This window comes from Streptomyces sp. NBC_00239 (genome assembly GCF_036194065.1).
Classification (GTDB): Bacteria; Actinomycetota; Actinomycetes; order Streptomycetales; family Streptomycetaceae; genus Streptomyces.
On the sequence record NZ_CP108095.1, the window covers coordinates 4,597,779 to 4,620,439 of the forward strand.

Genomic DNA, 22,661 nt, shown 5'->3' on the forward strand with positions numbered 1-22,661 from the left:
AGAGGCCGGCGGGCCGGCGGGGGAGCCGTTACGCGGGGAACTTGCGGTCGACCCAGCGGAACGCGAACTCCAGCAGGGCCGACGCGCCGGCGGCGATGGCGACGGCCGCCCACGGCATGGTCACCCCGACCAGCTTCAGCTGGAAGAAGTCCTGGAGCCACGGCACGACCAGGACCAGCAGGAACGCCCCGCCCATCGCGCCGACCAGGGCGACCCGCCACCACGTGTACGGCCGGGCGATGATCGCCAGCACCCACATCGACACCAGGAACAGGGTCAGGGTCGCGGCGCTGGTCTCGGCTTCCAGGGCGCCCTCGCCGGTGTAGTGGTGGCGGGCGACCAGGTAGGTCAGGAAGGTGGCGACGGCGGCGATGGCTCCGCCGGGGATCGCGTACCGCATGACGCGTTTGACGAAGTGCGGTTTGGCGCGCTCCTTGTTGGGCGCGAGCGCCAGGAAGAAGGCGGGGATGCCGATGGTGAGGGTGGAGAGCAGGGTGAGGTGGCGGGGCAGGAAGGGGTACTCCACCTGTGAGCAGACCACCAGGACGGCCAGGAGCACGGAGTAGACCGTCTTGGTCAGGAAGAGGGTGGCGACGCGGGTGATGTTGCCGATCACCCGGCGGCCCTCGGCGACCACGGAGGGCAGGGTCGCGAAGCTGTTGTTGAGGAGCACGATCTGGGCGACCGCGCGGGTGGCCTCGGAGCCGGACCCCATGGAGACGCCGATGTCGGCGTCCTTCAGGGCGAGTACGTCGTTCACGCCGTCGCCGGTCATGGCGACCGTGTGGCCCTTGGACTGGAGGGCGCCGACCATGTCCCGCTTCTGCTGCGGGGTGACCCGGCCGAAGACGGCGTTGCGGTCGAGCTGCTCGGCCATGGCGGCCCGGTCGGCGGGGAGCCGGCGGGCGTCCACGGTGTGCTCGGCGCCGGGCAGCCCGAGCTTGCCGGCGACCGCGCCGACGGAGACCGCGTTGTCACCGGAGATGACCTTGGTGTGGACGTTCTGCTCGTCGAAGTAGCGCAGGGTGTCGGCGGCGTCGGGGCGCAGCCGCTGTTCGAGGACGATCAGGGCGGTGGGCCGGGCGCCGCCCGCCACCTTGGGGTCGTCGAGTTCGCGCGGCGAGCGGGCGAGGAGCAGGACGCGCAGGCCCTGCTCGTTGAGGTGGTCGATCTCGTCGAGGGCGGGGTCGCCGGAGGGCAGCAGCACGTCGGGGGCGCCGAGCAGCCAGGTGGAGTTCTCGCCGTCGCCCTCGCTGAAGCTGGCGCCGCTGTACTTGCGGGCGGAGGAGAAGGGCAGCGACTCGGTGCAGCGCCATTCCTCGCTGTCCGGGTAGGCGTCGATGATGGCCTGGAGGCTGGCGTTGGGGCGGGGGTCGGACTCGCCGAGCGCGCCGAGGACCTTCTTCACGTACGCGGGGTCGGCGCCGCCGAGGGTGCGGAGCTCGGTGACGTCCATGCCGCCCTCGGTGAGGGTGCCGGTCTTGTCGAGGCAGACGACGTCGACGCGGGCGAGGCCCTCGATGGCGGGCAGCTCCTGGACCAGGCACTGCTTGCGGCCGAGCCGGATGACGCCGATCGCGAAGGCGACGGAGGTGAGGAGGACCAGGCCCTCGGGGATCATCGGGACGATGCCGCCGACGGTGCGGGCGATGGACTCGCGGAGGTTGTTGTCCTTGACCACGAGCTGGCTGATGATCAGGCCGATGGAGGTCGGGACCATCATCCAGGTGACGTACTTGAGGATGGTGGAGATGCCGCTGCGCAGTTCGGAGTGGACGAGGGTGAAGCGGCTGGCCTCTTCGGCGAGCTGGGCGGCGTAAGCCTCGCGGCCGACCTTGGTGGCGGTGAAGGCGCCGCCGCCGGCGACCACGAAGGAGCCGGACATGACCTGGTCGCCGGGCTTCTTCAGGACCGGGTCGGCTTCGCCGGTGAGCAGCGACTCGTCGATCTCCAGGCCCTCGGCCTCGCCGACGACGCCGTCGACGACGACCTTGTCGCCGGGGCCGAGCTCGATGACGTCGTCGAGGACGATCGCGGAGGTGGAGACCTCGGCGCTCCTGCCGTCGCGGCGGACGGTGGGTTTGGCCTCGCCGATGACGGCGAGTCCGTCGAGGGTCTTCTTGGCGCGCAGCTCCTGGATGATGCCGATGCCGGTGTTCGCGATGATCACGAAGCCGAAGAGGCTGTCCTGGATCGGCGCGACGATGAGCATGATCACCCAGAGCACGCCGATGATCGCGTTGAAGCGGGTGAAGACGTTGGCGCGGACGATGTCCGGGGTGGAGCGGCTGCTGCGGACGGGTACGTCGTTGACGGCGCCGCGGGCGACGCGTTCGGCGACCTCGGCGCCGAGGAGGCCGCCCGGCCGGAAGTGGGGGGCCGGAGGGCTGACCGGGTGGACCGGGTCGAGTTCGGCGCCCGCGTCGATGGCGGCTCCGGGGGCCGCGGTGCCGTGGCCGGGGCCCGGGTCCGGTCCTTCGGTGTCGATCTTCGCCCGCTGCGTCATGGTTTCGACGGTAAGCGGGGTCGGGGTGCTTCACCCGCCGAGCAGGGCGAACATCCGACTTCGGGATGATCCGAATCCTCCCGTGGTCGCCCCCGGGCGGCGGGGTGGGGTCACCCTTCGGAGGATGCCCCGTCCGTCGCCCCGTCCGCCGCCGCGGCGGCCCGGTGGCGCTTGAGGGCGGCGTCGCGGCCCCGGACGTACCAGATGCCGATGAGGCCGAGGCCGCCGCCCGCGGCGCAGGTCCACACCCACCACAGCAGGTCGCGGTCGGCGAACCAGCCGTAGAAGGGGAGCTGGAGGAGGAAGAGGGCGAACCAGAGGATCGTGCCGCCGGTGATGGTGGCGACGACGGGCCCCTCCAGGGGCTCGGGTGCCTCGTGCAGGGGGGTCCACTTCGCCATGCGCCCAGTCTAGGCGGGGTCCCCTTCCGGCTGTCCCGAGGAGGCGCTCCCGGGGGTCTACGCGCGGAGATGGACGGCCCTTCGCTCATGTGTTCATACTGAAACGGTTTGCCCGTGGCGCGATGCGTTCGTAGGAAGCAACGATGCATCCGCGAACCCGGCAGTCTGCCCGCCACGGACCCACCGCACCGCCTTCGAGGACCGCATGAGCACGTCGGCCCCCACCACGGCCACTTCCCCGCAGCCTTCCCCGCAGGGGCCGGTGTCCGCACTGGACCGCTACTTCAAGATCTCCGAGCGCGGCTCCACGCTCGCCCGCGAGGTCCGCGGCGGCTTCGCCACCTTCTTCGCGATGGCCTACATCATCGTGCTGAACCCGATCATCCTGGGCAGCGCGAAGGACATGTACGGCCACCAGCTCGACGGCGGCCAGCTGGTCACCGCGACCGTACTGACCGCGGCCTTCTCCACCCTCCTCATGGGCGTGATCGGCAACGTCCCGATCGCGCTCGCGGCGGGCCTGGGCGTCAACACCGTGGTGGCCCTCCAGCTCGCCCCCCGGATGAGCTGGGCGGACGCGATGGGCATGGTCGTCCTCGCCGGTTTCGTCGTGATGCTGCTGGTCGCCACCGGCCTGCGCGAGCGGGTCATGAACGCCGTACCGCTGGGCCTGCGCAAGGGCATCGCGATCGGCATCGGCCTCTTCATCCTGCTGATCGGCCTGGTCGACTCGGGCTTCGTCTCCCGGATCCCGGACGCCGCGCACACCACCGTCCCGCTCCAGCTCGGCGCCAACGGCCACCTGCACGGCTGGCCGGTGCTGGTCTTCGTGCTCGGCGTGCTCCTGACCCTCGCGCTGATCATCCGCAAGGTGCCGGGCGCGATCCTGATCTCGATCGTCGTCATGACGGTGATCGCGCTCGCCGTCCAGCTGATCGCGGACCTGCCGGGTCAGGCCTGGGGCCTGACGGTCCCGGAGTGGCCGGGCAACCCGGTCGCGGCGCCCGACTTCGGGCTGGTCGGCGAGGTGAGCCTGTTCGGCGGCTTCGGCAAGGTCGGCCTGCTGACCGGCCTGCTGTTCGTCTTCACCGTGCTGCTGTCCTGCTTCTTCGACGCGATGGGCACCATCCTGGGTGTCGGCGACGAGGCGAAGCTGACGGACGAGGACGGCAACTTCCCCGGCATCAACAAGGTGCTGATCGTGGACGGCATCGCCGTCGCGGCCGGCGGCGCCACCTCGGCTTCCGCGAACACCTGCTTCGTGGAGTCCACGGCCGGTGTCGGCGAAGGCGCCCGTACGGGCTTCGCCAGCGTGGTGACCGGTGCCCTCTTCGCCGTGGCGCTCTTCCTCACGCCGCTGGCCACCATGGTCCCGTCGCAGGCGGCCACCCCGGCGCTGGTCGCGGTCGGCTTCCTGATCCTCGCCGGCTCGGTGAAGGACATCGACTGGAGCGACTTCACCATCGCGGTGCCGGCCTTCCTGGCGATGCTGATGATGCCGTTCACGTACTCGATCACCAACGGCATCGGCTTCGGCTTCATCAGCTTCTGCGTGCTGCGCCTGGCGACCGGCCGGGGCCGCGAGGTCCCCACGGCGATGTACGTCGTCTCGGCGGTCTTCGTCTTCTACTACGCGATGCCGGCCCTCGGCCTCACGTAACCCCCACCGACGCGAGAGTCGTACGGGCCCCTAGGTGAGCCCGTAGAACTTCTCCGTCTCGTCGACGGCCGCCTTGAAGCGCTCGTCGAAGTCATCGCGGATGAGCGTCCGGACCACGTAGTCCTGGACGCTCATTCCGCGTTTTGCGGCGTGGTCCCGGAGCCGGTCCAGCAGCTCCCCGTCTATCCGCATGCTGAGCACGTGTGTCCCCATGCGGACAGGGTCGGGGCAGACAGGCGTACGGTGGGTCACTTTCCGGTGGTGTCTCACCCGTATGGGTGACACGTGCAGTCAACGCCGGTGTGCCGGGTATCACCGCCCCCGGACCCGCTTCACCTGGTCTTTAGGTTGAGTAATGAGTTAGGCTAAAGAACATGCCTGACCTTTCCCATGGCGACGACGCTGCCGCCGTGAACGATCTCCGCTCGGCCGTCATGCGGCTGGGCCGACGCCTGAAGCACCAGCGCGTCGACGAATCGCTGAGCCCGACCGAGATGTCGGTGCTCGGCACCCTTGCCCGCTGCGGCTCGGCCACCCCCGGTGAGCTGGCCCGCAAGGAGCACGTGCAGCCGCCCTCGATGACTCGCATCGTGGCGCTGCTCGAAGCCAAGGGGCTGGTCAGGCTGGAGCCGCACCCGGACGACCGCCGCCAGAAGGTGGTCAGCCAGACCGAGGAAGCCGAAGCGATGCTCGAAGAGAGCCGTCGCAAGCGCAACGCCTTCCTGGCCCGGCTCGCGGCCGAGCTCGACGAGGACGAATGGGCCAAGCTCCGCGAGGCCGCACCCGTCCTGGAGAAGCTCGCCCACCTTTGAGCACTCGCTAGGAGGCGAACGCCCCTTGAGTACGGGAACCGGAGCAGACTCCGCACCCGGACCGTCCATATCCGCCAAGACCACCATGTTCAGCTCGCTGAGGATCCGGAACTACCGGCTCTTCGCGACCGGACAGGTCGTCTCCAACACCGGTACCTGGATGCAGCGGATCGCCCAGGACTGGCTCGTCCTCTCGCTGACCGGGTCCGCCTCGGCGGTCGGCATCACGATCGCCCTGCAGTTCCTGCCGATGCTGCTGTTCGGCCTCTACGGAGGCGTACTCGCCGACCGGCTGCCCAAGCGGCCGCTGCTGATCGCCACCCAGTCCGCGATGGGACTCACCGGCCTCGCGCTGGCCGTGCTCACCCTCACCGGGCAGGTGCAGGTCTGGCACGTCTACCTGATCGCCTTCCTCGCCGGACTCGTGACGGTCGTGGACAACCCGGCCCGCCAGGCCTTCGTCCACGAGATGGTCGGCCCCGGACAGCTCGCCAACGCGGTCTCCCTGAACTCCGCGAACTTCCAGTCCGCCCGGCTGGTCGGACCGGCCGTCGCCGGCGTCCTCATCGCCGCCGTCGGCAGCGGCTACGCCTTCCTCTTCAACGGGCTGTCCTTCGTCGCACCCATCGCCGGCCTGCTGATGATGCGCACGGCGGAGCTGCACCCCGTCGAGCAGGTGGCCCGCGCCAAGGGCCAGCTGCGCGAAGGCCTGCAGTACGTGTCGCGGCACCCGGAGCTGATCTGGCCGATCGTCCTCATCGGATTCATCGGCACCTTCGGCTTCAACTTCCCGGTGTGGCTGTCCGCCTTCTCCGACGACGTCTTCCACAGCGGCGCCGGCACGTACGGGCTGCTCAACAGCCTGCTCGCGGCGGGCTCACTGGCCGGCGCGCTGCTCGCCGCCCGGCGCGGGGTCGGCCGGCTGCGGCTGCTGGTCGCGGCCGCCGTCGCCTTCGGCGTGCTGGTGACGCTCACGCCGTTCGCCCCGAGCTTCTGGCTGTTCGCGCTGCTGCTCGTCCCGATCGGCATGTTCGGACTCACCGTGAACGTCACGGCGAACTCCAGCGTGCAGATGGCCACCGACCCCGAGATGCGGGGCCGCGTGATGTCGCTGTTCATGATGGTCTTCGCGGGCGGCACCCCGCTCGGCGCGCCGCTGATCGGCTGGGTCACGGACACGTACGGGGCCCGCGTCGGCATGGCCGCCGGCGGCGCGACGTCGCTGCTCGCGGCCGTCGCCGTCGGCCTGGTGCTGTCCCGGGTGGGCGGCCTGCGGCTGCGCGTCGACCTGCGCCGGGGGCACCCGCACGTGGCCCTGGTGCCGCGCCGCCGGGAACTCGTCACCGCGGCCTGACCCGCGGCCCGTTCCGCGGCCTGACCCGCGGCCGGCGGGCCGGCCGGAGCGTGCCGGGACGGGGTCCGCCCCGTCCCGGCCGCGTTTCGGCCGCGGTTCGGCCCGGCCGTGTCCCGGCCGGGCCCCGGCCCGGGGCGCACGCCCGCGGGGCGGTACGCCCTACCCTCGGCTCCATGAGACTGTTCGCCGCCGTTCTGCCACCCCCGGCCGCCGTCGCCGAACTGCGGGCCGCCGTCGGGGGCCTGCCCGCCGACGACCGGCTGCGGTGGACCGCCGAAGAGGGCTGGCACTTCACCCTCGCCTTCATGGGCGAGGTGGAAGAGCACCTGCTGGAGGAGCTGCACGCGCGCCTGGCCCGCGCCGCCCACCGCACCGAATCCTTCCCGCTGCGCCTGCACGGCTCCGGCCACTTCGGCGACCGCGCCCTGTGGGTGGGCGCGGCCGGCGGCCTCGACCGGATGCGGCTGCTCGCCGAGCGCGCCGACGCCGCGGCCCGGCGGGCCGGGATCCCGATGGAGCAGCACCGCCGGTACGTCCCGCACCTCACCGTGGCCCGCAGCCGCGGCGAGATCTCGCTCACCCCGTACACGGAGGCGCTCGCCGCCTTCGAGGGCACGTCGTGGCAGGTCGGCGAGGTGTGCCTGGTCCGCAGCCGCCTCCCGGTGTCCGGCGTGCCCGGCGAGCAGCCCCGTTACGAGGTGGTGGGGGCCTGGCCGCTGGCCGGATGAGCCGCCGGGTTCGTTACGCTCGACGCGTGGATCCGAAGACCAGAAACCGTGTGATGGCCGGTGTGCTCGTACTGATGTTCGTCGTCGTGGCCGTGGCGGCCGCCGTCGGGCAGTAGCCCGTCAGGCGGCCGCCACCGCCATCGCCCGCGCCCGCTGCCGGGCACCCGCCCGCTGCCGGACGCCTTCGTACTGCCGGGGCCGCGCGCCCGCTACCAGGCGAAGGCCTCCGGGGAGGGGCCCGGGCCCGGGAAGATCTCGTCGAGCGCGGTCAGCACCTCGTCGTCCAGTTCCAGCTCGACCGCCCGCAGCGCGGACGCGAGCTGCTCCGGCGTACGCGGACCCACGATCGGCCCGGTCACGCCCGGCCGGCTGAGCAGCCAGGCCAGCGCCACGTCGCCCGGCTCCAGGCCCTTCTTCTCGCACAGGTCCTCGTACGCCTGCACCTGGGTGCGTACGGCCGTGTTGGCGAGGGCCTCCGCCGAGCGGCCCGAGGCGCGCCGGCCGCCCTCGACCTCCTTCTTGATCACGCCGCCGAGGAGTCCGCCGTGCAGCGGGGACCAGGGGATGACCCCGAGGCCGTACTCCTGGGCGGCCGGGATGACCTCCATCTCGGCGCGCCGCTCGGCGAGGTTGTAGAGGCACTGCTCGCTGACGAGGCCGACCGCGCCGCGGCGGGCCGCTGCCTCGTTCGCCTGGGCGATCTTGTATCCCGGGAAGTTGGACGAGCCGGCGTAGAGGATCTTGCCCTGCCGGATCAGGACGTCGACGGCCTGCCAGATCTCGTCGACGGGCGTCAGACGGTCGATGTGGTGGAACTGGTACACGTCGATGTAGTCGGTCTGGAGGCGGGTGAGGCTCGCCTCCACGGCCCGGCGGATGTTGAGCGCCGAGAGCCGGTCGTGGTTGGGCCACGGGTCGCCGTCGCCGGCCATGTTCCCGAACACCTTGGTCGCCAGTACGGTCTTGTCGCGGCGGCCGCCGCCCTGGGCGAACCAGGTCCCGATGATCTGCTCGGTGCGGCCCTTGTTCTCGCCCCACCCGTAGACGTTGGCCGTGTCGGTGAAGTTGATGCCCGCGTCGAGCGCGGCGTCCATGATCGAGTGGCTGGTCGGTTCGTCCGTCTGCGGACCGAAGTTCATCGTGCCGAGCACGATGCGGCTGACCTTGAGCCCGGTGCGTCCCAGCTGTGTGTACTCCATGGGCCACCAGCCAACTGCCTTGAGTCCACTCGATGCAAGGGCCCGTACCGCCATCCGTACCGCCATCCGTACCGCCGTGGTACGGGCTGCCCGTACGACGGCAGGGGTAGGGGAGGCCCCGTACCCCGTGGGTACGTCAGGGTCAGCGCGCCGGGTCGTACGGGGTGCCGAGGTCCCAGGCCTGGTGGAGGACCGCGGCGAACTCGCCCGCGATGCGGTGCTCGCCCGAGGCGTTGGGATGGGTGCCGTCGTACGTGTCGTGGTGGATGTCGTAGTCCTGCGGGCGGGCGGCCAGCAGCAGCGGCGAGGCCGGCTCCGACAGGTCGGCGACCGCTTTGGCCAGCAGCTCGTTGAAGCGCGCGCACTGCGCGGCGAACGGGGAGTCGGACTCGGCGCGGACGTTCGGGATCACCGGGAGCATGACCATCCGGATGTTCGGGCGGACCGCGCGGGCCTCGGCGACGAAGCGGCGGGCGTTGGCCGCGGTCGCGTCGGCGTCGGTGTAGAAGCCCAGGTCGATCAGGCCCAGCGAGATCAGCAGCACGTCCGGCTTGTGGGCGCGTACGGTCTCGCCGATCAGCGGGGCCATGTGCTGCCAGCCCTCGCCCCAGCCGGCCAGGTGGCGGCGGGCGTTCTCGGGGAAGCCGGGGTCGGCGTACTCGTGGGAGACGGGCGCGTCGGCGAACGTGTCGTACACCTCGGTGCGCGGACCGACGATCTTGTACGGGCCGCCGAAGGACGCGTTGAGGTGCTGCCACATGCGGTAGCGCCAGGTGTAGTCGCCGGCGCGCCCGATGGTCATGGAGTCTCCGACGAACATGAAACGCATCCGGTCATCATCCTGGAATCGGCCCGGGCCCACGGCCGCCCGATGCTGTGAGCCTGGCCACGCGGGGCGCGTTCGGCGGGGCCGGGCCTGCCGGTCCAGCTCGCGGGTGCGGCCCGTACGGCGGCGGGGCGGGCCAGCCGGTCCCGGCGGGTGGGGCCGTACGGCGGCGGCCCGGGCCGTGGGTGGGGCGCGTGCGGCGGCGGCCCGGGCCGTGGGTGGGGCGCGTGCGGCGGCGGCCCGGGCCGTGGGTGGGGCGCGTGCGGCGGCGGCCCGGGCCGTGGGTGGGGCGCGTGCGGCGGCCGGTTGCGCCGGTCGGCGGGATGGCACGCTTGGGGGCATGCGTCCTGTCCTGCGTGCCGCCGCTGCCGCTGCCGCCGCCGTCGCCGTCGCCGTGACCGCCCTGCTCCCGGCGGCCGCCACCGCCGCCACGGCCGCGGAGTCGCCGGGGGCCTCCACCTTCACCATCGAGGACCCGCGGATCAAGGAGTCCAGCGGACTCGTGGCCAGCCGCAAGCACCCCGGCGTCTACTGGACGCACAACGACAGCGACGACGGGCCGTACCTGTACGGGGTGGACTCGGCGACCGGCCGGACGGTGGCCCGGGTGGCCATGACCGGGGTCGGCAGCCCCCGCGACATCGAGGCGATCTCGCTGGGCCCGGACGGCCGGCTGTACGTCGGCGACATCGGCGACAACCGGGACGGCAGCTGGGACCACGTCTGGATCTACCGGCTGCCGGAGCCCGACCGGTTGGGCGACTCCACGGTCAAGGCCACCCAGTTCACCGTCCGTTACGCCGACGGCCCGCGCAACGCCGAGGCCCTGATGGTGCATCCGGTGACCGGCCGGGTCTACATCGCGAGCAAGAACGAGGACAAGGGCGGGCTGTACGAGGGCCCGGCCCGGCTCGACGCCGGCGGGCCGAACGTGTTCCGCCGGGTGGGCGACCTGCCGTGGGTCACGGACGCCGCCTTCTCGCCGGACGGCACGCGGCTGGCGGTGCGCGGCTATTTCTTCGCCGAGACGTACGCCTGGCGGGCCGGGCGCACGGCCGGGGAGGGACAGCGCGTGTCGGCCCCGTTCCAGATGCAGGCCGAGTCGGTGGCGTACGCGCCCGACGGCTCGGCGCTGATGTTCGGCTCGGAGGGGGCGGGCAGCCGGGTGGTGGCGGTGCCGGTGGAGGAGTCCGCCGGGTCCGGGGGTGCCGGTACGGGCACGGGCTCGGCCGAGGGCGCCGGGAAGGGGTCGGGGAAGCCGGGCGGTTCGCAGGCGGCGGACCCGGCCGGGGCGGACGAGGGCGGCAGCCTCACGGTCGGCGCGGTGGCGCTGCTGGTGGCGACGGCGCTGGTGCTCGGCCTGAAGCGGCTCGTACGCCGAGGCGGGTGACGGGGACTCACGGGTGCAGTAGCGGGGCCGGGCTCCGGTTGCGAGTTGCTGACGGGTGCTCAGTAGTGGGTGGGGTAGTCCCGTCCCCTTCCACGTCCGCATCCGCATCCAGCTCCGCGTCCGGATCCCCGTCCGGACGCATGCGCGGATGCATGTCCCCGGAACAGGAGAAGCAGTTGCGTCCCACAACGCGCTTCGTCGTCCCCGTCGCCCTCTCCCTCACCCTTCTCGGCGTGTCGCCCGGCCTGGCCGGCGCGGCGACCGCACTCCAACGGCCCGCCGTGACCGCCTCGGTGCCGGTGCCGGGCGCCGACGCCCTGCTGGCGCAGGTCAAGACGCTCGGCGACATCGGAGCGGTGCTCAAGCCGGTCACCGACCTGGTCAACGCGGTCCTCAAGGCGGAGGACGGCAAGCTGCCGCAGGCGGAACTCGACAAGCACCTCGCGGCGATCACCGCGGCCCTGGACGGCCTGAAGGCGGGCCTCCCGAAGCCGCCGGTGGACCTGCCCAAGCCGCCGGTCGACCTCCCGGTCGAGGCACCGAAGCTTCCGGTCGAGGCCCCCAAGCTCCCCGTCGAGGCGCCGAAGCTGCCGGTCGAGGCCCCCAAGCTCCCCGTCGACGCACCCAAGCTCCCGGTGGAGGCCCCCAAGCTGCCGGTGGCCGCGCAGGCCGCCCCCGCCTCGGGGCCCGCCAAGGCCGCCGCTCCGCTGGACCTGATCACCGGCGCGGTGGACAACCTGAAGAAGGCGGTGGACGGCCTCGTCAAGGCGGCCGGTCCGTGTGGCTGCGCCTCCGACGCCGGGGGCAAGGCCACCGACGTGGTGACCGGCCTGGTCAACCTGGTCGTGGCGCTGGTGCTCGGCGCCGGGCTGCCCGTACCGAACCTGCCGGGGCTCCCGGAGCTCCCGAAGCTGCCCGTGGACGGCGTGCCGCCGCTCCCCGTCCCGGTGCCGCCGCTGCCGGTCGCATGAGCGGCTCGGGAGCGATAGCAGCCGCGGGTGCGATAGCCGCCGCGGGTGCGCCGGCCGTACCCGGCGAGACGGTCGTACCCTGCGAGACGGTCGTGCACGGCGAGACGGTCGTGCACGGCCGAACGGCCGAGGGCCCCCGGTGACGTGGTGTCACCGGGGGCCCTCGGTCTGGTACTCGGCGGGGCTACTCGGACGCGCGTGCGGTCAGAGCTTCTCGATCACGTAGTCGATGCACGCGGTCAGCGCGGTGACGTCCGCCGGGTCGATCGCCGGGAACATCGCGACGCGCAGCTGGTTGCGGCCGAGCTTGCGGTACGGCTCGGTGTCCACGATGCCGTTGGCGCGCAGCACCTTGGCGACGGCGGCCGCGTCCACTTCCTCGGAGAAGTCGATCGTGCCGATCACCGACGAGCGCTTCGCCGGGTCGGTGACGAACGGCTCGGCGTACTTGGACTCCTCGGCCCAGCCGTACAGCGCCTGCGCGGAGGCGGACGTACGGGCCACGGCCCAGTCCAGGCCGCCCTGGCCGTTGATCCACTTCAGCTGCTGGTCGAGCAGGAAGAGGGTGGCCAGCGCCGGGGTGTTGTACGTCTGGTTCTTCAGCGAGTTGTCGATCGCCGTCGGGAGCGAGAAGAACTCCGGGACGTGCCGGCCGGACGCGTGGATGCGCTGCGCGCGCTCCAGGGCGGCCGGGGAGAACGCGGCCAGCCACAGGCCGCCGTCCGACGCGAAGGACTTCTGCGGGGCGAAGTAGTAGACGTCCGTCTCGGTGATGTCCACGGGCAGGCCGCCCGCGCCCGAGGTCGCGTCGACCAGTACGAGGGAGCCCTCGTCGGCGCCCGCGACCCGCTTGACGGGGGCGGCGACACCGGTGGACGTCTCGTTGTGGGTGTACGCGTACACGTCGACGCCCGCCTCGGCGACCGGGTCCGGGTGGGTGCCCGGGTCCGAGGCGATGACGGTCGGGTCCTCCAGCCACGGCGCGAGCTTCGCGGCCTTGGCGAACTTCGAGGAGAACTCGCCGAAGTTGAGGTGCTGGGACTTGCGCTCGATCAGACCGTGGGTCGCGACGTCCCAGAAGGCGGTGGAGCCGCCGTTGCCCAGGATCACCTCGTATCCCTCGGGCAGGGAGAACAGGTCGCGGAGGTTCTGCCGTACCGAACCCACCAGGTTCTTGACCGGTGCCTGCCGGTGGGAGGTTCCGAGGAGTGAAGTGCCGGTGGCGGCCAGGGCTTCGAGGGCCTCCGTCCGCACCTTGGAGGGGCCCGCGCCGAAACGGCCGTCGGCGGGCTTGATGTCAGCGGGAATCTGGATCTCAGCCACGAGCGGAGCGTATCGGGTCCGGGTCGGCGCCGTCCGGGCGCGTCCACCCGGTGAGACGGAGTCACCCGGGGGAGGGGTGGGAGGGTGTCGGGGTGACGGACATGCGGGGCACGGACATGCGAGGCACGGACATGCGGGATGCGGGCGGGCCGGGCGGCGGCGGGCAGGGCGCGGGCGGACGGTACGAGGGCGGGCCGGGTGCGGCGGACCGGTTGGCGCGGGCGCTGCGGGGCGCGGTGCGCGGCGACGTCGACTTCGGTCCGGCGGCGCGGGCGCTGACGACCATGGACGCGTCGAACTACCGGCGGGTGCCGCTCGGGGTGGTCGCCCCGCGCGACACCGCGGACGTGGCGGCGGCGCTGCGGGTGTGTGCGGAGGCCGGGGTGCCGGTGGTGCCGCGCGGCGGCGGCACCTCGATCGCGGGCCAGGCCACCGGCACAGGGGTGGTGCTGGACTTCACGCGGCACATGGCGGCCGTGCTGGAGCTGGACCCGGGGGCGCGCACGGCGGTGGTCCAGCCGGGGGTGGTGCTCGACGTGCTGCGCGCCCGGGCGGCCGCGCACGGCCTGACCTTCGGCCCCGACCCGTCCACCCGCAGCCGCTGCACCCTCGGCGGAATGATCGGCAACAACGCGTGCGGCGCCCACTCGGTGGCCTGGGGGACGACCGCCGACAACGTGCGGGAGCTGGAGGTGCTGCGGTACGGGGGCGGCGCGCCGATCCGGCTGGCGCGGGGGTGGGAGTGGCCGGGGGACGGGGCGGGGCGTGGGGCGGGTGGATCGGCGTCTGCGGCTGCGCCTGCGTCGGCGGCGGGTGCTGGTGCTGGTGACGGTGCTGGTGTCGGCGCCGACGTGGGTGCGGGTGCCGGTGCGGCTGCGGGATCGGCTGCGGGCCGTGCCGGGGCCGGGTCTCGGGTGGCTGCCGGATCGGGTGCGGGTGCGGGTGCGGGCGTGCCGGGCGGGCTGCCGGTGGACTTGCGGGACGGGCTGCGGGGGCTGGTGGAGGGGAACCTGGCTCTGCTGCGGACCGGGATGGCCCGGCCGGGGATGACCCGGCGGATCTCCGGGTACGCCGTCGACGCGCTGCTGCCCGAGCGCGGCGCCGATCTCGCGCGCGCCTTCTGCGGCAGCGAGGGCACCCTCGGCGTGGTCACCGAGGCGCGGGTCGCCCTGGTCGAGGTCCCGCGCGAGCCGGCGCTCGCCGTGCTCGGGTACGCCGACGAGAGCGCGGCGGCCGAGGCGGCGGCCGGCCTGCTCCCGTTCGGGCCGCTGACCGTCGAGGGCATGGCCGCCGACCTCGTACGGGGCGCTCCCGGGGCGGCGCTGCTGCCGCGCGGGCAGGCGTGGCTGTTCGTGGAGATGCCCGACGCCGGGGCCGCGCGGCGGCTCGCGCGGACCGCTGACGCGGTGGACACGGCCGTGGTCACGGAACCGGCCCGGCAGCGGGCGCTGTGGCGGATCCGGGAGGACGCGGCGGGCACGGCGACCCGGATGCCGGACGGCGGCGAGGCCTGGCCCGGCTGGGAGGACTGCGCGGTGCCGCCCGCCCGGCTCGGCGGCTACCTGCGGGAGTTCCGCGCCCTGCTGGCGGCGCACGGGCTCCGGGGCACCCCGTACGGGCATTTCGGCGAGGGCTGCATCCACGTGCGCATCGACTTCGACCTGGCGAGCGCGGCCGGGGTGGCCCGGTTCCGGACCTTCTCCGAGGAACTCGCCGACCTGGTGGCGGCCCACGGCGGCTCGCTGTCCGGGGAGCACGGCGACGGGCAGGCGCGCGCGGAGCTGCTCCCGCGGATGTACGGGGCCGAGGTGGTGCGCGTCTTCGCCGCGTACAAGGACCTGTGGGACCCGCCGGGCGGCATGAACCCCGCGATCCTGACCCGCCCGGCCCGCCTCGACGAAAACCTCCGCTTCGCCGTGCTACCGGCCGCACCACTCACGCGACCCCGGGCGGACCCGCCGCCACTTGTGGCGGAGCCCGCCGAGTCCGCGGCGGGACCGGCCGTCCCCGTGCGGCCCGTGCTGCCCGTGGTGGCGACGGAGAATCTCGTACGCGGGGTGGCCCGGTGCGTGGGGGTCGCCAAGTGTCGGGCGGCGGAGCCGGCCGGGGCCGGGGTGATGTGTCCGTCGTACCGGGTGACGGGCGAGGAGATGCACTCCACGCGCGGCCGTGCCCGGCTGCTGCACGAGATGCTCGCCGGTGAGGTGGTCACCGAGGGCTGGCGCTCGCCGGAGGTCCGTGAGGCGCTCGACCTGTGCCTGGGTTGCAAGGGGTGCCGCAGCGACTGCCCGGCCGGCGTGGACATGGCCGCGTACAAGGCGGAGTTCCTCCACCGGCACTGGGCCGGGCGCATCCGCCCCGCCGCGCACTACGCGATGGGCGGCCTGCCGGACTGGCTGCGCCTGGTGGCGGCCGTCCGCGGGGCGCGGGCGGCGAACGCGCTGGGGCGGCTGCCGGGCGCGAAGCGGCTCGCCGGGGTGACTCCGGAACGGGAGCTGCCGCGGCTCGCGCCGGAGACCTTCACCCGGTGGTGGCGGCGGACCGGCCGGGCGGCGGGGGCCGCCGGCGGGAGTGCCGCCGTGAGCGGAGCCGCGAGTGGAGCCGGGAGTGGAGCCGGGAGTGCCGCCGTGAGCGGAGCCGCGCGTGGAGCCGCGCGTGGAGCCGTGGGCGCCGGGGGTGTCCTGCTGTGGCCGGACACCTTCACGGAGCACCTCGCGCCGCAGGTCGGACGCGCCGCGGTACGGGTGCTGGACGCGGCGGGGATCGCGGCCGCCCTGCCGGCCGGACGGGTCTGCTGCGGGCTCACGTACGTGTCGACGGGACGGCTGGACCGGGCGCGGAAGGTGCTCCGCCGCACCCTGGACGTGGTGGGGGAGGCGGCCGACGAGGGGGCCGCGGTCCTCGTACTGGAGCCGAGCTGCGCGGCGGCCCTGCGCACCGACCTGCCCGAGCTGCTGCCGGACGACCCGCGGGCGCGGCGGCTCGCGTCGGCCGTGCGGACCTTCGCCCAGGTACTGGAGGAACGGGCCCCGCACTGGCAGCCGCCGCGGCTGGACCGCACGGTGGCCGGGCAGACCCACTGCCACCAGCACGCGGTCCTCGGCGACGCGGCGGAACGGCGGCTGCGGGAACGCGCCGGGCTGACCGGCGAGCTGGCCGGCGGCTGCTGCGGACTGGCGGGCAACTTCGGCTTCGAGCGCGGGGCCGGGCGGTACGCGGTGTCGGTGGCGTGCGCGGAGGAGCAGCTGCTGCCGGCGGTACGGGCCGCGGGAGCGGGTACGGAGCTGCTGGCGGACGGGTTCTCCTGCCGCACGCAGGTCGCCCAGCTGACCGACCGTCGGGCCCGGCACCTGGCGGAAGTGCTGGCGGAGGCGTTGGCGGACGGGGTGTAGCCGGAGCGGCGGGGGCGCGGTGCACGCCGACCGGCTCGACGCGCCCGCCTGGCCCGCCCGGCCCGTCCGGTCTGGCTCGCCCGCGAATGCGGCCGTCGCCCGGCTCGCCCGCCCGCCCCGCCCGCCCCGCCCGGCACGTTCGCCGGGCCGAGGGCTGTCGGCGGGCATTGCGGAGGTCCGTGGCGGGGGTGCTCTTCACGTACCTGTAAGGAAAAGCACGGCAACATGCCCCTTACGGGAGCCTTAGTCTGGGGGAATGACCCGTTCCGCCTCTGTTTCCCAAGGTACCGCCGTGTCCTCCGCCGCAGCCGCCCAGCCCTCCGTCGCGCTGCCGGACCGCGGTCGAGGACCGTCCCGCCTCGGGCCGGTCGGCCTGGTGATCGCGGCCGGGATCTCGGTGCAGTTCGGGGCCGCGCTGGCGGTCATGCTGATGCCGCGCGCCGGGGCCGCGGGGGTCGTCGCGCTGCGCCTGGCCGCCGCCGCGGTGGTCCTGCTGGCGGTCTGCCGGCCGCGGGTGCGCGGGTACACGCGGGCCGACTGGGGCACGGTCGTCGCCTTCGGCATCGCCATGGCGGGCATGAACGGTCTCTTCTACCAGGCCATCGACCGGATCCCGCTCGGCCCGGCCGTCACCCTGGAGGTCCTCGGCCCGCTGGCGCTGTCCGTACTGGTCTCCCGGCGGCTGTCGAGCCTGCTGTGGGCGGGGCTGGCGCTCGTCGGCGTGGTCCTGCTGAGCGGGCACGGCGGCGGGTTCGGCGCGCTGGACCCGGTGGGCGCGGCGTGCGCGGTCGGGGCCGGTGCGATGTGGGCGGCGTACATCGTCTTCAGCGCCCGGACCGGGCGGCGGTTCCCGCAGGCGGACGGGCTGGCGCTGGCGATGGCGGTGGCGGCGGTGCTGTGCCTGCCGCTGGGTGTTGCGCAGGCCGGGGCGGCGCTGGTCGTTCCGACCACGCTGCTGCTCGGCGTCGGGGTGGCGCTGTTGTCGTCCGTCCTGCCGTACACGCTGGAGCTGTTGGCGTTGCGGCGGCTTCCGGCGCCGGTGTTCGCGGTGCTGATGAGTCTGGAGCCGGCCATTGCGGCGCTTGCGGGGCTGCTGGTCCTGCACCAGTCCCTCTCCTGGACGGACGCCGCTGCCATAGCCCTCGTCATCACCGCCAGCATGGGCGCCGTCCACGCCCAAACCCGCCGCTCCGTCTCGACCCCGTAAGGCCGGGGGTTGCGCCCCGGGGCATCGGCGAGGCCGGGGGTTGCGCCCCGGGGCATCGGCGAGGCTGGATGTGGTCCGGCCAGGGGCCGGCCGGTCACGGCGTAGGGGGTGTGTAGCGGGCCGCGACGGCGGCGGCGGTGGCGGCCAGGCGGGCGCGGAGTTCCGGTGGGGCGAGGACCTCGGCATCCGTCCCCATCGCCAGGAACTCCCGCTCCGCATGGTCGAGCGACTCGATCGGCAGGACCGCCCGCACCCAGCCCCCGTCCCCGCAGGGCGCGGCGGACGCCGCCACCGCCCGGGCCTGCGCCCCCGTGAGCCGCGCGACCCCGCGCGGGGAGAGCCGTACCTCCGCCTCCCCCCGGTACAGCCCCGCATGGAACTCCGCCTGCGCCTGACGCCAGTACGCGGCCAGGTCGAAGCCCTCCGGCGGCGCCGTCCCCTGCTCGGTCTCCGTCAGCGCGAGGATCTGGTCCACCCGGTACGTACGCGGCCCCGGCCCGGCCACGAGGTACCAGCGGCCCGCCTTGAGCACCAGCCCGTACGGTTCCAGCCGGCGGTCCACGTCCGTCGGATCCTTCCAGCGGCGGTAGCGGACCTCGATGATCCGCCCCCGCCAGACCGCGTCCGCGACCTGTGGAAGGAACGGCACCTCGGCGTGGTCCGTGTACCAGCCGGGCGCGTCGAGGTGGAAGCGCAGTCGCATCCGGTCGGCCTGGCTGCGCAGTTCCGGCGGCAGCGCGGCCCGCAGCTTGAGCTGGGCGGCCGAGAGCGCCTGCCCGAGGCCGAGTTCCGCGGCCGGCCCCGGCAGGCCGGTGAGGAACAGTGCTTCCGCCTCGCCGGAGCTGAGGCCGGTCAGCCGGGTCCGGTACCCGTCCAGCAGCTGGTAGCCGCCGCTGTGGCCGGCGTCCCCGTACACCGGTACCCCGGAGGCCGCCAGCGCCTCGGCGTCGCGGTAGATCGTACGGACCGACACCTCCAGCTCCCGGGCCAGCTGGGCGGCGGTCATCCTGCCCCGGTTCTGGAGCAGCAGGAGGATGGAGAGCAGGCGGCTGGATCTCATGGCTTCGGCGGTGTCCCTGACTTCCCTGAAACGTCCTGATGGGCTGGTTCGCTGAAACGTCCTGACGGGCTGGTTCGCTCGGCGGATCGTCGCAGCTCCACTGACAGATGGTGTCAGTGGAGGCGGCTTACGTTCCCCCACATGGCACTTCACGAGACGTACGAAACGCCCGCCCCCGTCACCGTCCCCACCCCCGCGGCCACCCCCGCCCCCGGCCGGGACTTCGACTTCCTCGTCGGGACCTGGGAGGTCGCCAACCGCTGGCGCACCGACTTCCTGGACGGGTCGAGCGACTGGGAGGAGTTCCCGGCCGTCTCCCGGGTGTCCGGGCACTTCGGCGGTGCTGCGAACTTCGACGAGATCGAATTCCCGACCAAGGGGTTCGCGGGGCTGACCCTGGGGCTGTACGACCCCGCGACCGGGGACTGGTCGCTCCACTGGGCGAGCAGGCGGACCGGGACCCTCTTCCCGCCGGTGGTCGGGCGGTTCGAGGACGGCCGCGGCGTGTTCTACGGCGAGGACACGCACGACGGCCTCCCGGTGCGGGTGCGATTCGTCTGGTCCCGGATCACGGCGACCTCCGCGCTGTGGGAGCAGGCCTTCTCGGTCGACGGCGGGACGACCTGGCTCACCAACTGGACCATGGCGCTGACCCGGACCCGGCCGGCCCCGGCCCCGGCCCCGTAGGCCCGCGATCGGCCGGTCCGGGATCGGCCGGTCCGGGATCGGCCGGTCCGGGATCGGCCGGTCCCGGATCAGCCGGCGTCCCGGATCAGTCGAGCGGGAGCTCCAGGTAGGACGGGCCGTCGTCGGTGGACGTGAACGTGAGGACGCCGCGCGGCAGGTTGACGTCCCCGTAGAACGGGTCGCGGGCGTCGATCGCGAGCATCAGACGGTGCCCGGCCGGCACGTCGTACCCGGTGGCCTGGAGGTCGATGCCGACCGCGATCGGCCGGCCGGCGGGCGTCTCCAGGTCGGTGAACGGCGCGTGCGTGATGATGTGCGCGTCGCCGTCCGGGCCCACGTCGAAGAGGTACGCGACGAAGGCGGAGCCCTCGGCCCCGGTCGTGTACGTCGCCCGCAGTCGCGGTACGCCCCGCAGCCGCAGCTCCCCGTCCAGCGGCGCGGAGGTCCACACCCCGGCGACGGTCCGGTCGATCGCCGCCGTCTCGTACACCTTCGGCCGGCCCGCGATCTCCGCGAAGCCAGCGGTCACCACCGCGTCCGCGACGGTCGCCGGGGTGTCGACGCCGGTCAGCACCCGGGTGGTCCAGCCGGTCTCGGCCTTCTCGGCGAGCGAGCCGTCGCCGCCCTCCGGGCCGCCCGCCAGGTGCAGCCGCTGCCGCTGCGCGGTGACCGCGTCCCAGTCGGCGCGGGGCTCCAGCCGGGTGTTCCACATGACCTGGCTGAGCACCTCGCCCTCGTCGCCGATGCCGTTCTGGTTTCCGAGCAGGTGGTGGCCGAACCAGCGGTGGGCGTCGGTCCAGATCCGGTTGGGCAGGCCGACCATGCCGCTCATCTCGGGGCCCGAGTGGTCGCCGATGGAGAGGTTCAGGCGCTTGGGGCCGGTGAGTTCGTTGAACAGCTTCAGGGTCTGGTTGGTCGGGAACAGCGTCTCGTGCCAGGCGTGCGCGAAGAACACCGGGACCTGCCGGCGGATCAGCTCCTCCCGGTACGTGTACGGGGAGCGGCGGCGCGCCCATTCCAGCGTCCGCTCGATGTTGCGGTTGCCGAGCACGTCGGCGAAGACCTGCGCGGTCTCCTCGCTGAGCGTGGCGGTCGCGGCGGCCCCCAGCAGCGCCCGGACCGCCGCGACGTGCCGGGTGGAGTTCTCGTAGAACGCCTCGCCCAGGTCGCCCCAGCTGCTGAGCGCGACGACCGCGTCGATCCGCTCGTCGTGCGCGGCCGCCAGCTGGCTGATGCCGGAGCCGTACGAGTCGCCGAGGAAGCCGACCTTGGTGACCTCGCCGCGGATCCGCTCGGTCACGAAGTCGAGGGCCAGCCGGGCGTCCCGGACGTCGAGCGGGCCGGCGACGTCGACCGCGCCGCCGGAGCGGCCGAAGCCGCGGGCCGTGTAGGCGAGGACGTGGTAGCCCTGGGCGGCGAAGAGGGAGGCCTGGACCGCGTACAGCACCCAGCCCTGCTTGGCCCACGGCGAAGGCATCACCACGACCGGGCGCGGCCGGTCGTCGGCGTGCCGCCACAGGGCGCCGTCGAGTTCGTCGCCTTCCGCGCCCGGGATGCGGACGCGACTGAAGACCACCAGCGAGAGGGCGGTGGACACTTCGGCGGCGCGGGCGGCGGGGAGTCCGGCGGTGTCGCCGCTCTCGAGGGCGGCGACGAAGGCGGTGAGCGCGGCCTCGTCGAGTTCGGGGTAGAGAGTCACCGGGGGCAGGGCGGCTTCGGTCACGTCAGTTCATCTCTCTTCGTCGAGTGGCATGAACGTGTGAGTGCTCGGGGCCCGGAGCGCTGCTCAGTATGGGCTCAGACATCAGCGACGTTTCGCGAGTTCCGGGGATGAGACCGGAATTGCCCCCTTGTGAGGAAGCGGCGGGGCGCGGGCTTCGGCCGGGGCTCAACAGGGCGGACGGCAACACGCCGAGTGCGGCGTCGAGTTGAGTGGTGGCCAGATCGGATCCCTCACCGGAAGTTCGTTCGCAGTTCGTTCCGGAAAATCATGCAAGCACGCTTGATTGTTTTGTGGGGCGCTGCCACGCTTCCCCTCACACCGGTGTGCCCGTCCGTGTCCGAACCCCTCCGAGGGAGTGCGCGTGCCCGAACCGATCGCCGATCCGTCCCTGGCCGCGGCTGCCGCGCCCGCCTCTGCTTCCCCCTCCGCTTCCGCCGCCGCCGGCGCCCCCGGCGTCACGCCGGAGGCTGCGGCCGACGCCGTGCCCGGGGCCTCGCCCGACGCCGTGCCCGACGTGGCTCCCGCCGTGCTCGCAGCGGCCCCCGCCGCCCTCGCCGTGCTCGCCGTCTTCGCCGATCTGCGGGACGAGAGCCGGGAAGTGGACCTGCTGGTCGCTGCGTTGGCGGACGGCGACTGGAAGCGGGACACGCCCGCGGCGGGGTGGACCGTCGCCCACCAGATCGCCCACCTCGCCTGGACCGACCGGGCGGCGCTGCTGTCGATGACCGACCCCGACGGCTTCGCCTGGATGCTCGGCACGGCGGCCGCCGCCCCCGAGAGCTTCGTGGACGAGGGCGCCGCCGAAGGGGCCGCGCTGCCGCCCGCCGAACTCCTGGAGCGGTGGCGGGACGGCCGGGCCGCCCTCGACGCGGTGCTCGCCGCGGCCCCGAAGGACACGCGCTTCCCCTGGTACGGGCCGCCGATGAAGGCCGCCTCGATGGCGAGCGCCCGGCTGATGGAGACCTGGGCGCACGGCCAGGACATCGCGGACGCGCTCGGCGTCGTACGGGTGCCGACCGCGCGGCTGCGGCACGTCGCCCGGATCGGCGTACGCGCCCGGGACTACGCGTACCTGGTCCGCGGACTCCCGGCCCCGGACGGCGAGTTCCGGGTGGAACTGACCGCCCCCGCGGCCGAGGGCGGGCCCGCGGAGGTGTGGTCGTACGGGCCGCCGGACGCCCCGCAGCGGGTCACCGGGCCCGCCCTCGACTTCTGCCTGCTGGTCACGCAGCGCGCCCACCGCGCGGATGTCGCGGTACGGGCCGAGGGCGCCGACGCCGACCGCTGGCTGGACATCGCCCAGGCCTTCGCCGGCCCGGCCGGCACGGGCCGCGCCCCGCGGGCCGACCGGTGACGGGCACGGCGGACCATCCGGCCTCGCTGACGCCCGAGGCGCGGGTCAGGACGGAGCCCGGTGCCGGC

Annotated in this window: 18 protein-coding genes; 10 read left to right on the forward strand and 8 right to left on the reverse strand. The window is 73.6% G+C overall.

Features of this window, described 5'->3' with window-relative positions:
• Window positions 1–28: 28 nt before the first annotated feature.
• Together OG764_RS20375 and OG764_RS20380 are read right to left on the reverse strand one after the other, a co-directional pair.
• Entirely contained in the window at window positions 29–2,506 is a 2,478-nt protein-coding gene (locus OG764_RS20375; protein ID WP_328969844.1) for an HAD-IC family P-type ATPase, read from the reverse strand.
• Window positions 2,507–2,616: 110 nt separating this feature from the next.
• Complete coding sequence (locus OG764_RS20380; protein ID WP_328969845.1) at window positions 2,617–2,907, reverse strand: DUF2530 domain-containing protein; 291 nt, start codon at window positions 2,905–2,907, stop codon at window positions 2,617–2,619.
• A gap of 205 nt (window positions 2,908–3,112) precedes the next feature.
• Here OG764_RS20380 and OG764_RS20385 point away from each other — a divergent pair, with 205 nt between their 5' ends.
• A complete protein-coding gene (locus tag OG764_RS20385) occupies window positions 3,113–4,567 on the forward strand; it encodes an NCS2 family permease (protein WP_328969846.1) in 1,455 nt (484 codons plus the stop codon).
• A 30-nt stretch (window positions 4,568–4,597) separates the two neighbouring features.
• Here the strand turns inward: OG764_RS20385 and OG764_RS20390 are convergent, their stop codons facing one another.
• Window positions 4,598–4,780 (reverse strand): ribbon-helix-helix protein, CopG family, encoded by a 183-nt coding sequence (locus tag OG764_RS20390; RefSeq protein WP_328969847.1) that lies wholly within the window; start codon window positions 4,778–4,780, stop codon window positions 4,598–4,600.
• A gap of 161 nt (window positions 4,781–4,941) precedes the next feature.
• Between OG764_RS20390 and OG764_RS20395 the strand changes: the two genes are divergently transcribed.
• The 3 genes from OG764_RS20395 (at window position 4,942) to thpR (ending at window position 7,461) form a co-directional block, all read left to right on the forward strand.
• The gene (locus OG764_RS20395) at window positions 4,942–5,379 is read left to right on the forward strand and encodes a MarR family winged helix-turn-helix transcriptional regulator (RefSeq protein ID WP_328969848.1); all 438 of its coding nucleotides are present in this window, start codon (window positions 4,942–4,944) and stop codon (window positions 5,377–5,379) included.
• Between the two features lie 25 nt (window positions 5,380–5,404).
• On the forward strand, window positions 5,405–6,733 hold the full coding sequence (locus OG764_RS20400; protein WP_328969849.1) for an MFS transporter: 1,329 nt from the start codon (window positions 5,405–5,407) through the stop codon (window positions 6,731–6,733).
• A gap of 173 nt (window positions 6,734–6,906) precedes the next feature.
• Complete coding sequence (gene thpR, locus OG764_RS20405) at window positions 6,907–7,461, forward strand: RNA 2',3'-cyclic phosphodiesterase (protein ID WP_328969850.1); 555 nt, start codon at window positions 6,907–6,909, stop codon at window positions 7,459–7,461.
• A gap of 209 nt (window positions 7,462–7,670) precedes the next feature.
• Here thpR and OG764_RS20410 read toward each other — a convergent pair whose 3' ends face one another.
• Together OG764_RS20410 and OG764_RS20415 are read right to left on the reverse strand one after the other, a co-directional pair.
• A complete protein-coding gene (locus OG764_RS20410; protein ID WP_328969851.1) occupies window positions 7,671–8,660 on the reverse strand; it encodes an aldo/keto reductase in 990 nt (329 codons plus the stop codon).
• 142 nt (window positions 8,661–8,802) lie between these two features.
• A complete protein-coding gene (locus tag OG764_RS20415) occupies window positions 8,803–9,489 on the reverse strand; it encodes a GDSL-type esterase/lipase family protein (RefSeq protein ID WP_328969852.1) in 687 nt (228 codons plus the stop codon).
• Window positions 9,490–9,826: 337 nt separating this feature from the next.
• On the opposite strand from OG764_RS20415, the gene OG764_RS20420 reads away from it, so the two are divergent.
• Together OG764_RS20420 and OG764_RS20425 are read left to right on the forward strand one after the other, a co-directional pair.
• The gene (locus OG764_RS20420) at window positions 9,827–10,876 is read left to right on the forward strand and encodes a WD40 repeat domain-containing protein (protein WP_328969853.1); all 1,050 of its coding nucleotides are present in this window, start codon (window positions 9,827–9,829) and stop codon (window positions 10,874–10,876) included.
• A 176-nt stretch (window positions 10,877–11,052) separates the two neighbouring features.
• Window positions 11,053–11,847 (forward strand): hypothetical protein, encoded by a 795-nt coding sequence (locus OG764_RS20425; protein ID WP_328969854.1) that lies wholly within the window; start codon window positions 11,053–11,055, stop codon window positions 11,845–11,847.
• 204 nt (window positions 11,848–12,051) lie between these two features.
• On the opposite strand, the gene serC is transcribed toward OG764_RS20425, so the two are convergent.
• Window positions 12,052–13,170, reverse strand: a complete 1,119-nt coding sequence (serC, locus tag OG764_RS20430; RefSeq protein WP_328969855.1) for a phosphoserine transaminase — start codon at window positions 13,168–13,170, stop codon at window positions 12,052–12,054.
• Window positions 13,171–13,271: 101 nt separating this feature from the next.
• Between serC and OG764_RS20435 the strand changes: the two genes are divergently transcribed.
• Both OG764_RS20435 and OG764_RS20440 read left to right on the forward strand, forming a co-directional pair.
• Window positions 13,272–16,562: an FAD-binding and (Fe-S)-binding domain-containing protein gene (locus tag OG764_RS20435; RefSeq protein ID WP_443056227.1), complete on the forward strand. Its 3,291-nt coding sequence runs from the start codon at window positions 13,272–13,274 to the stop codon at window positions 16,560–16,562.
• A gap of 256 nt (window positions 16,563–16,818) precedes the next feature.
• Window positions 16,819–17,769: an EamA family transporter gene (locus tag OG764_RS20440; RefSeq protein WP_328969856.1), complete on the forward strand. Its 951-nt coding sequence runs from the start codon at window positions 16,819–16,821 to the stop codon at window positions 17,767–17,769.
• 94 nt (window positions 17,770–17,863) lie between these two features.
• Here the strand turns inward: OG764_RS20440 and OG764_RS20445 are convergent, their stop codons facing one another.
• Window positions 17,864–18,829 (reverse strand): helix-turn-helix transcriptional regulator, encoded by a 966-nt coding sequence (locus OG764_RS20445; RefSeq protein WP_328969857.1) that lies wholly within the window; start codon window positions 18,827–18,829, stop codon window positions 17,864–17,866.
• A gap of 141 nt (window positions 18,830–18,970) precedes the next feature.
• On the opposite strand from OG764_RS20445, the gene OG764_RS20450 reads away from it, so the two are divergent.
• Entirely contained in the window at window positions 18,971–19,516 is a 546-nt protein-coding gene (locus OG764_RS20450) for a hypothetical protein (protein WP_328969858.1), read from the forward strand.
• An 85-nt stretch (window positions 19,517–19,601) separates the two neighbouring features.
• Here OG764_RS20450 and OG764_RS20455 read toward each other — a convergent pair whose 3' ends face one another.
• Entirely contained in the window at window positions 19,602–21,239 is a 1,638-nt protein-coding gene (locus tag OG764_RS20455) for a CocE/NonD family hydrolase (RefSeq protein ID WP_328969859.1), read from the reverse strand.
• Between the two features lie 505 nt (window positions 21,240–21,744).
• On the opposite strand from OG764_RS20455, the gene OG764_RS20460 reads away from it, so the two are divergent.
• Window positions 21,745–22,593 (forward strand): TIGR03084 family metal-binding protein, encoded by an 849-nt coding sequence (locus OG764_RS20460; RefSeq protein ID WP_443056228.1) that lies wholly within the window; start codon window positions 21,745–21,747, stop codon window positions 22,591–22,593.
• Window positions 22,594–22,661 lie beyond the last annotated feature (68 nt).

Coding starts and splice junctions, on each gene's coding strand:
- OG764_RS20380 (WP_328969845.1), bottom strand. CDS start 2,907: ATGGCGAAGTGGACCCCCCTGCACGAGGCACCCGAGCCCCTGGAGGGG.
- thpR (WP_328969850.1), top strand. CDS start 6,907: ATGAGACTGTTCGCCGCCGTTCTGCCACCCCCGGCCGCCGTCGCCGAA.
- OG764_RS20385 (WP_328969846.1), top strand. CDS start 3,113: ATGAGCACGTCGGCCCCCACCACGGCCACTTCCCCGCAGCCTTCCCCG.
- OG764_RS20415 (WP_328969852.1), bottom strand. CDS start 9,489: ATGCGTTTCATGTTCGTCGGAGACTCCATGACCATCGGGCGCGCCGGC.
- OG764_RS20445 (WP_328969857.1), bottom strand. CDS start 18,829: ATGAGATCCAGCCGCCTGCTCTCCATCCTCCTGCTGCTCCAGAACCGG.
- OG764_RS20450 (WP_328969858.1), top strand. CDS start 18,971: ATGGCACTTCACGAGACGTACGAAACGCCCGCCCCCGTCACCGTCCCC.
- OG764_RS20395 (WP_328969848.1), top strand. CDS start 4,942: ATGCCTGACCTTTCCCATGGCGACGACGCTGCCGCCGTGAACGATCTC.
- OG764_RS20420 (WP_328969853.1), top strand. CDS start 9,827: ATGCGTCCTGTCCTGCGTGCCGCCGCTGCCGCTGCCGCCGCCGTCGCC.
- OG764_RS20440 (WP_328969856.1), top strand. CDS start 16,819: ATGACCCGTTCCGCCTCTGTTTCCCAAGGTACCGCCGTGTCCTCCGCC.
- OG764_RS20375 (WP_328969844.1), bottom strand. CDS start 2,506: ATGACGCAGCGGGCGAAGATCGACACCGAAGGACCGGACCCGGGCCCC.
- OG764_RS20410 (WP_328969851.1), bottom strand. CDS start 8,660: ATGGAGTACACACAGCTGGGACGCACCGGGCTCAAGGTCAGCCGCATC.
- OG764_RS20435 (WP_443056227.1), top strand. CDS start 13,272: ATGCGGGGCACGGACATGCGAGGCACGGACATGCGGGATGCGGGCGGG.
- OG764_RS20390 (WP_328969847.1), bottom strand. CDS start 4,780: ATGGGGACACACGTGCTCAGCATGCGGATAGACGGGGAGCTGCTGGAC.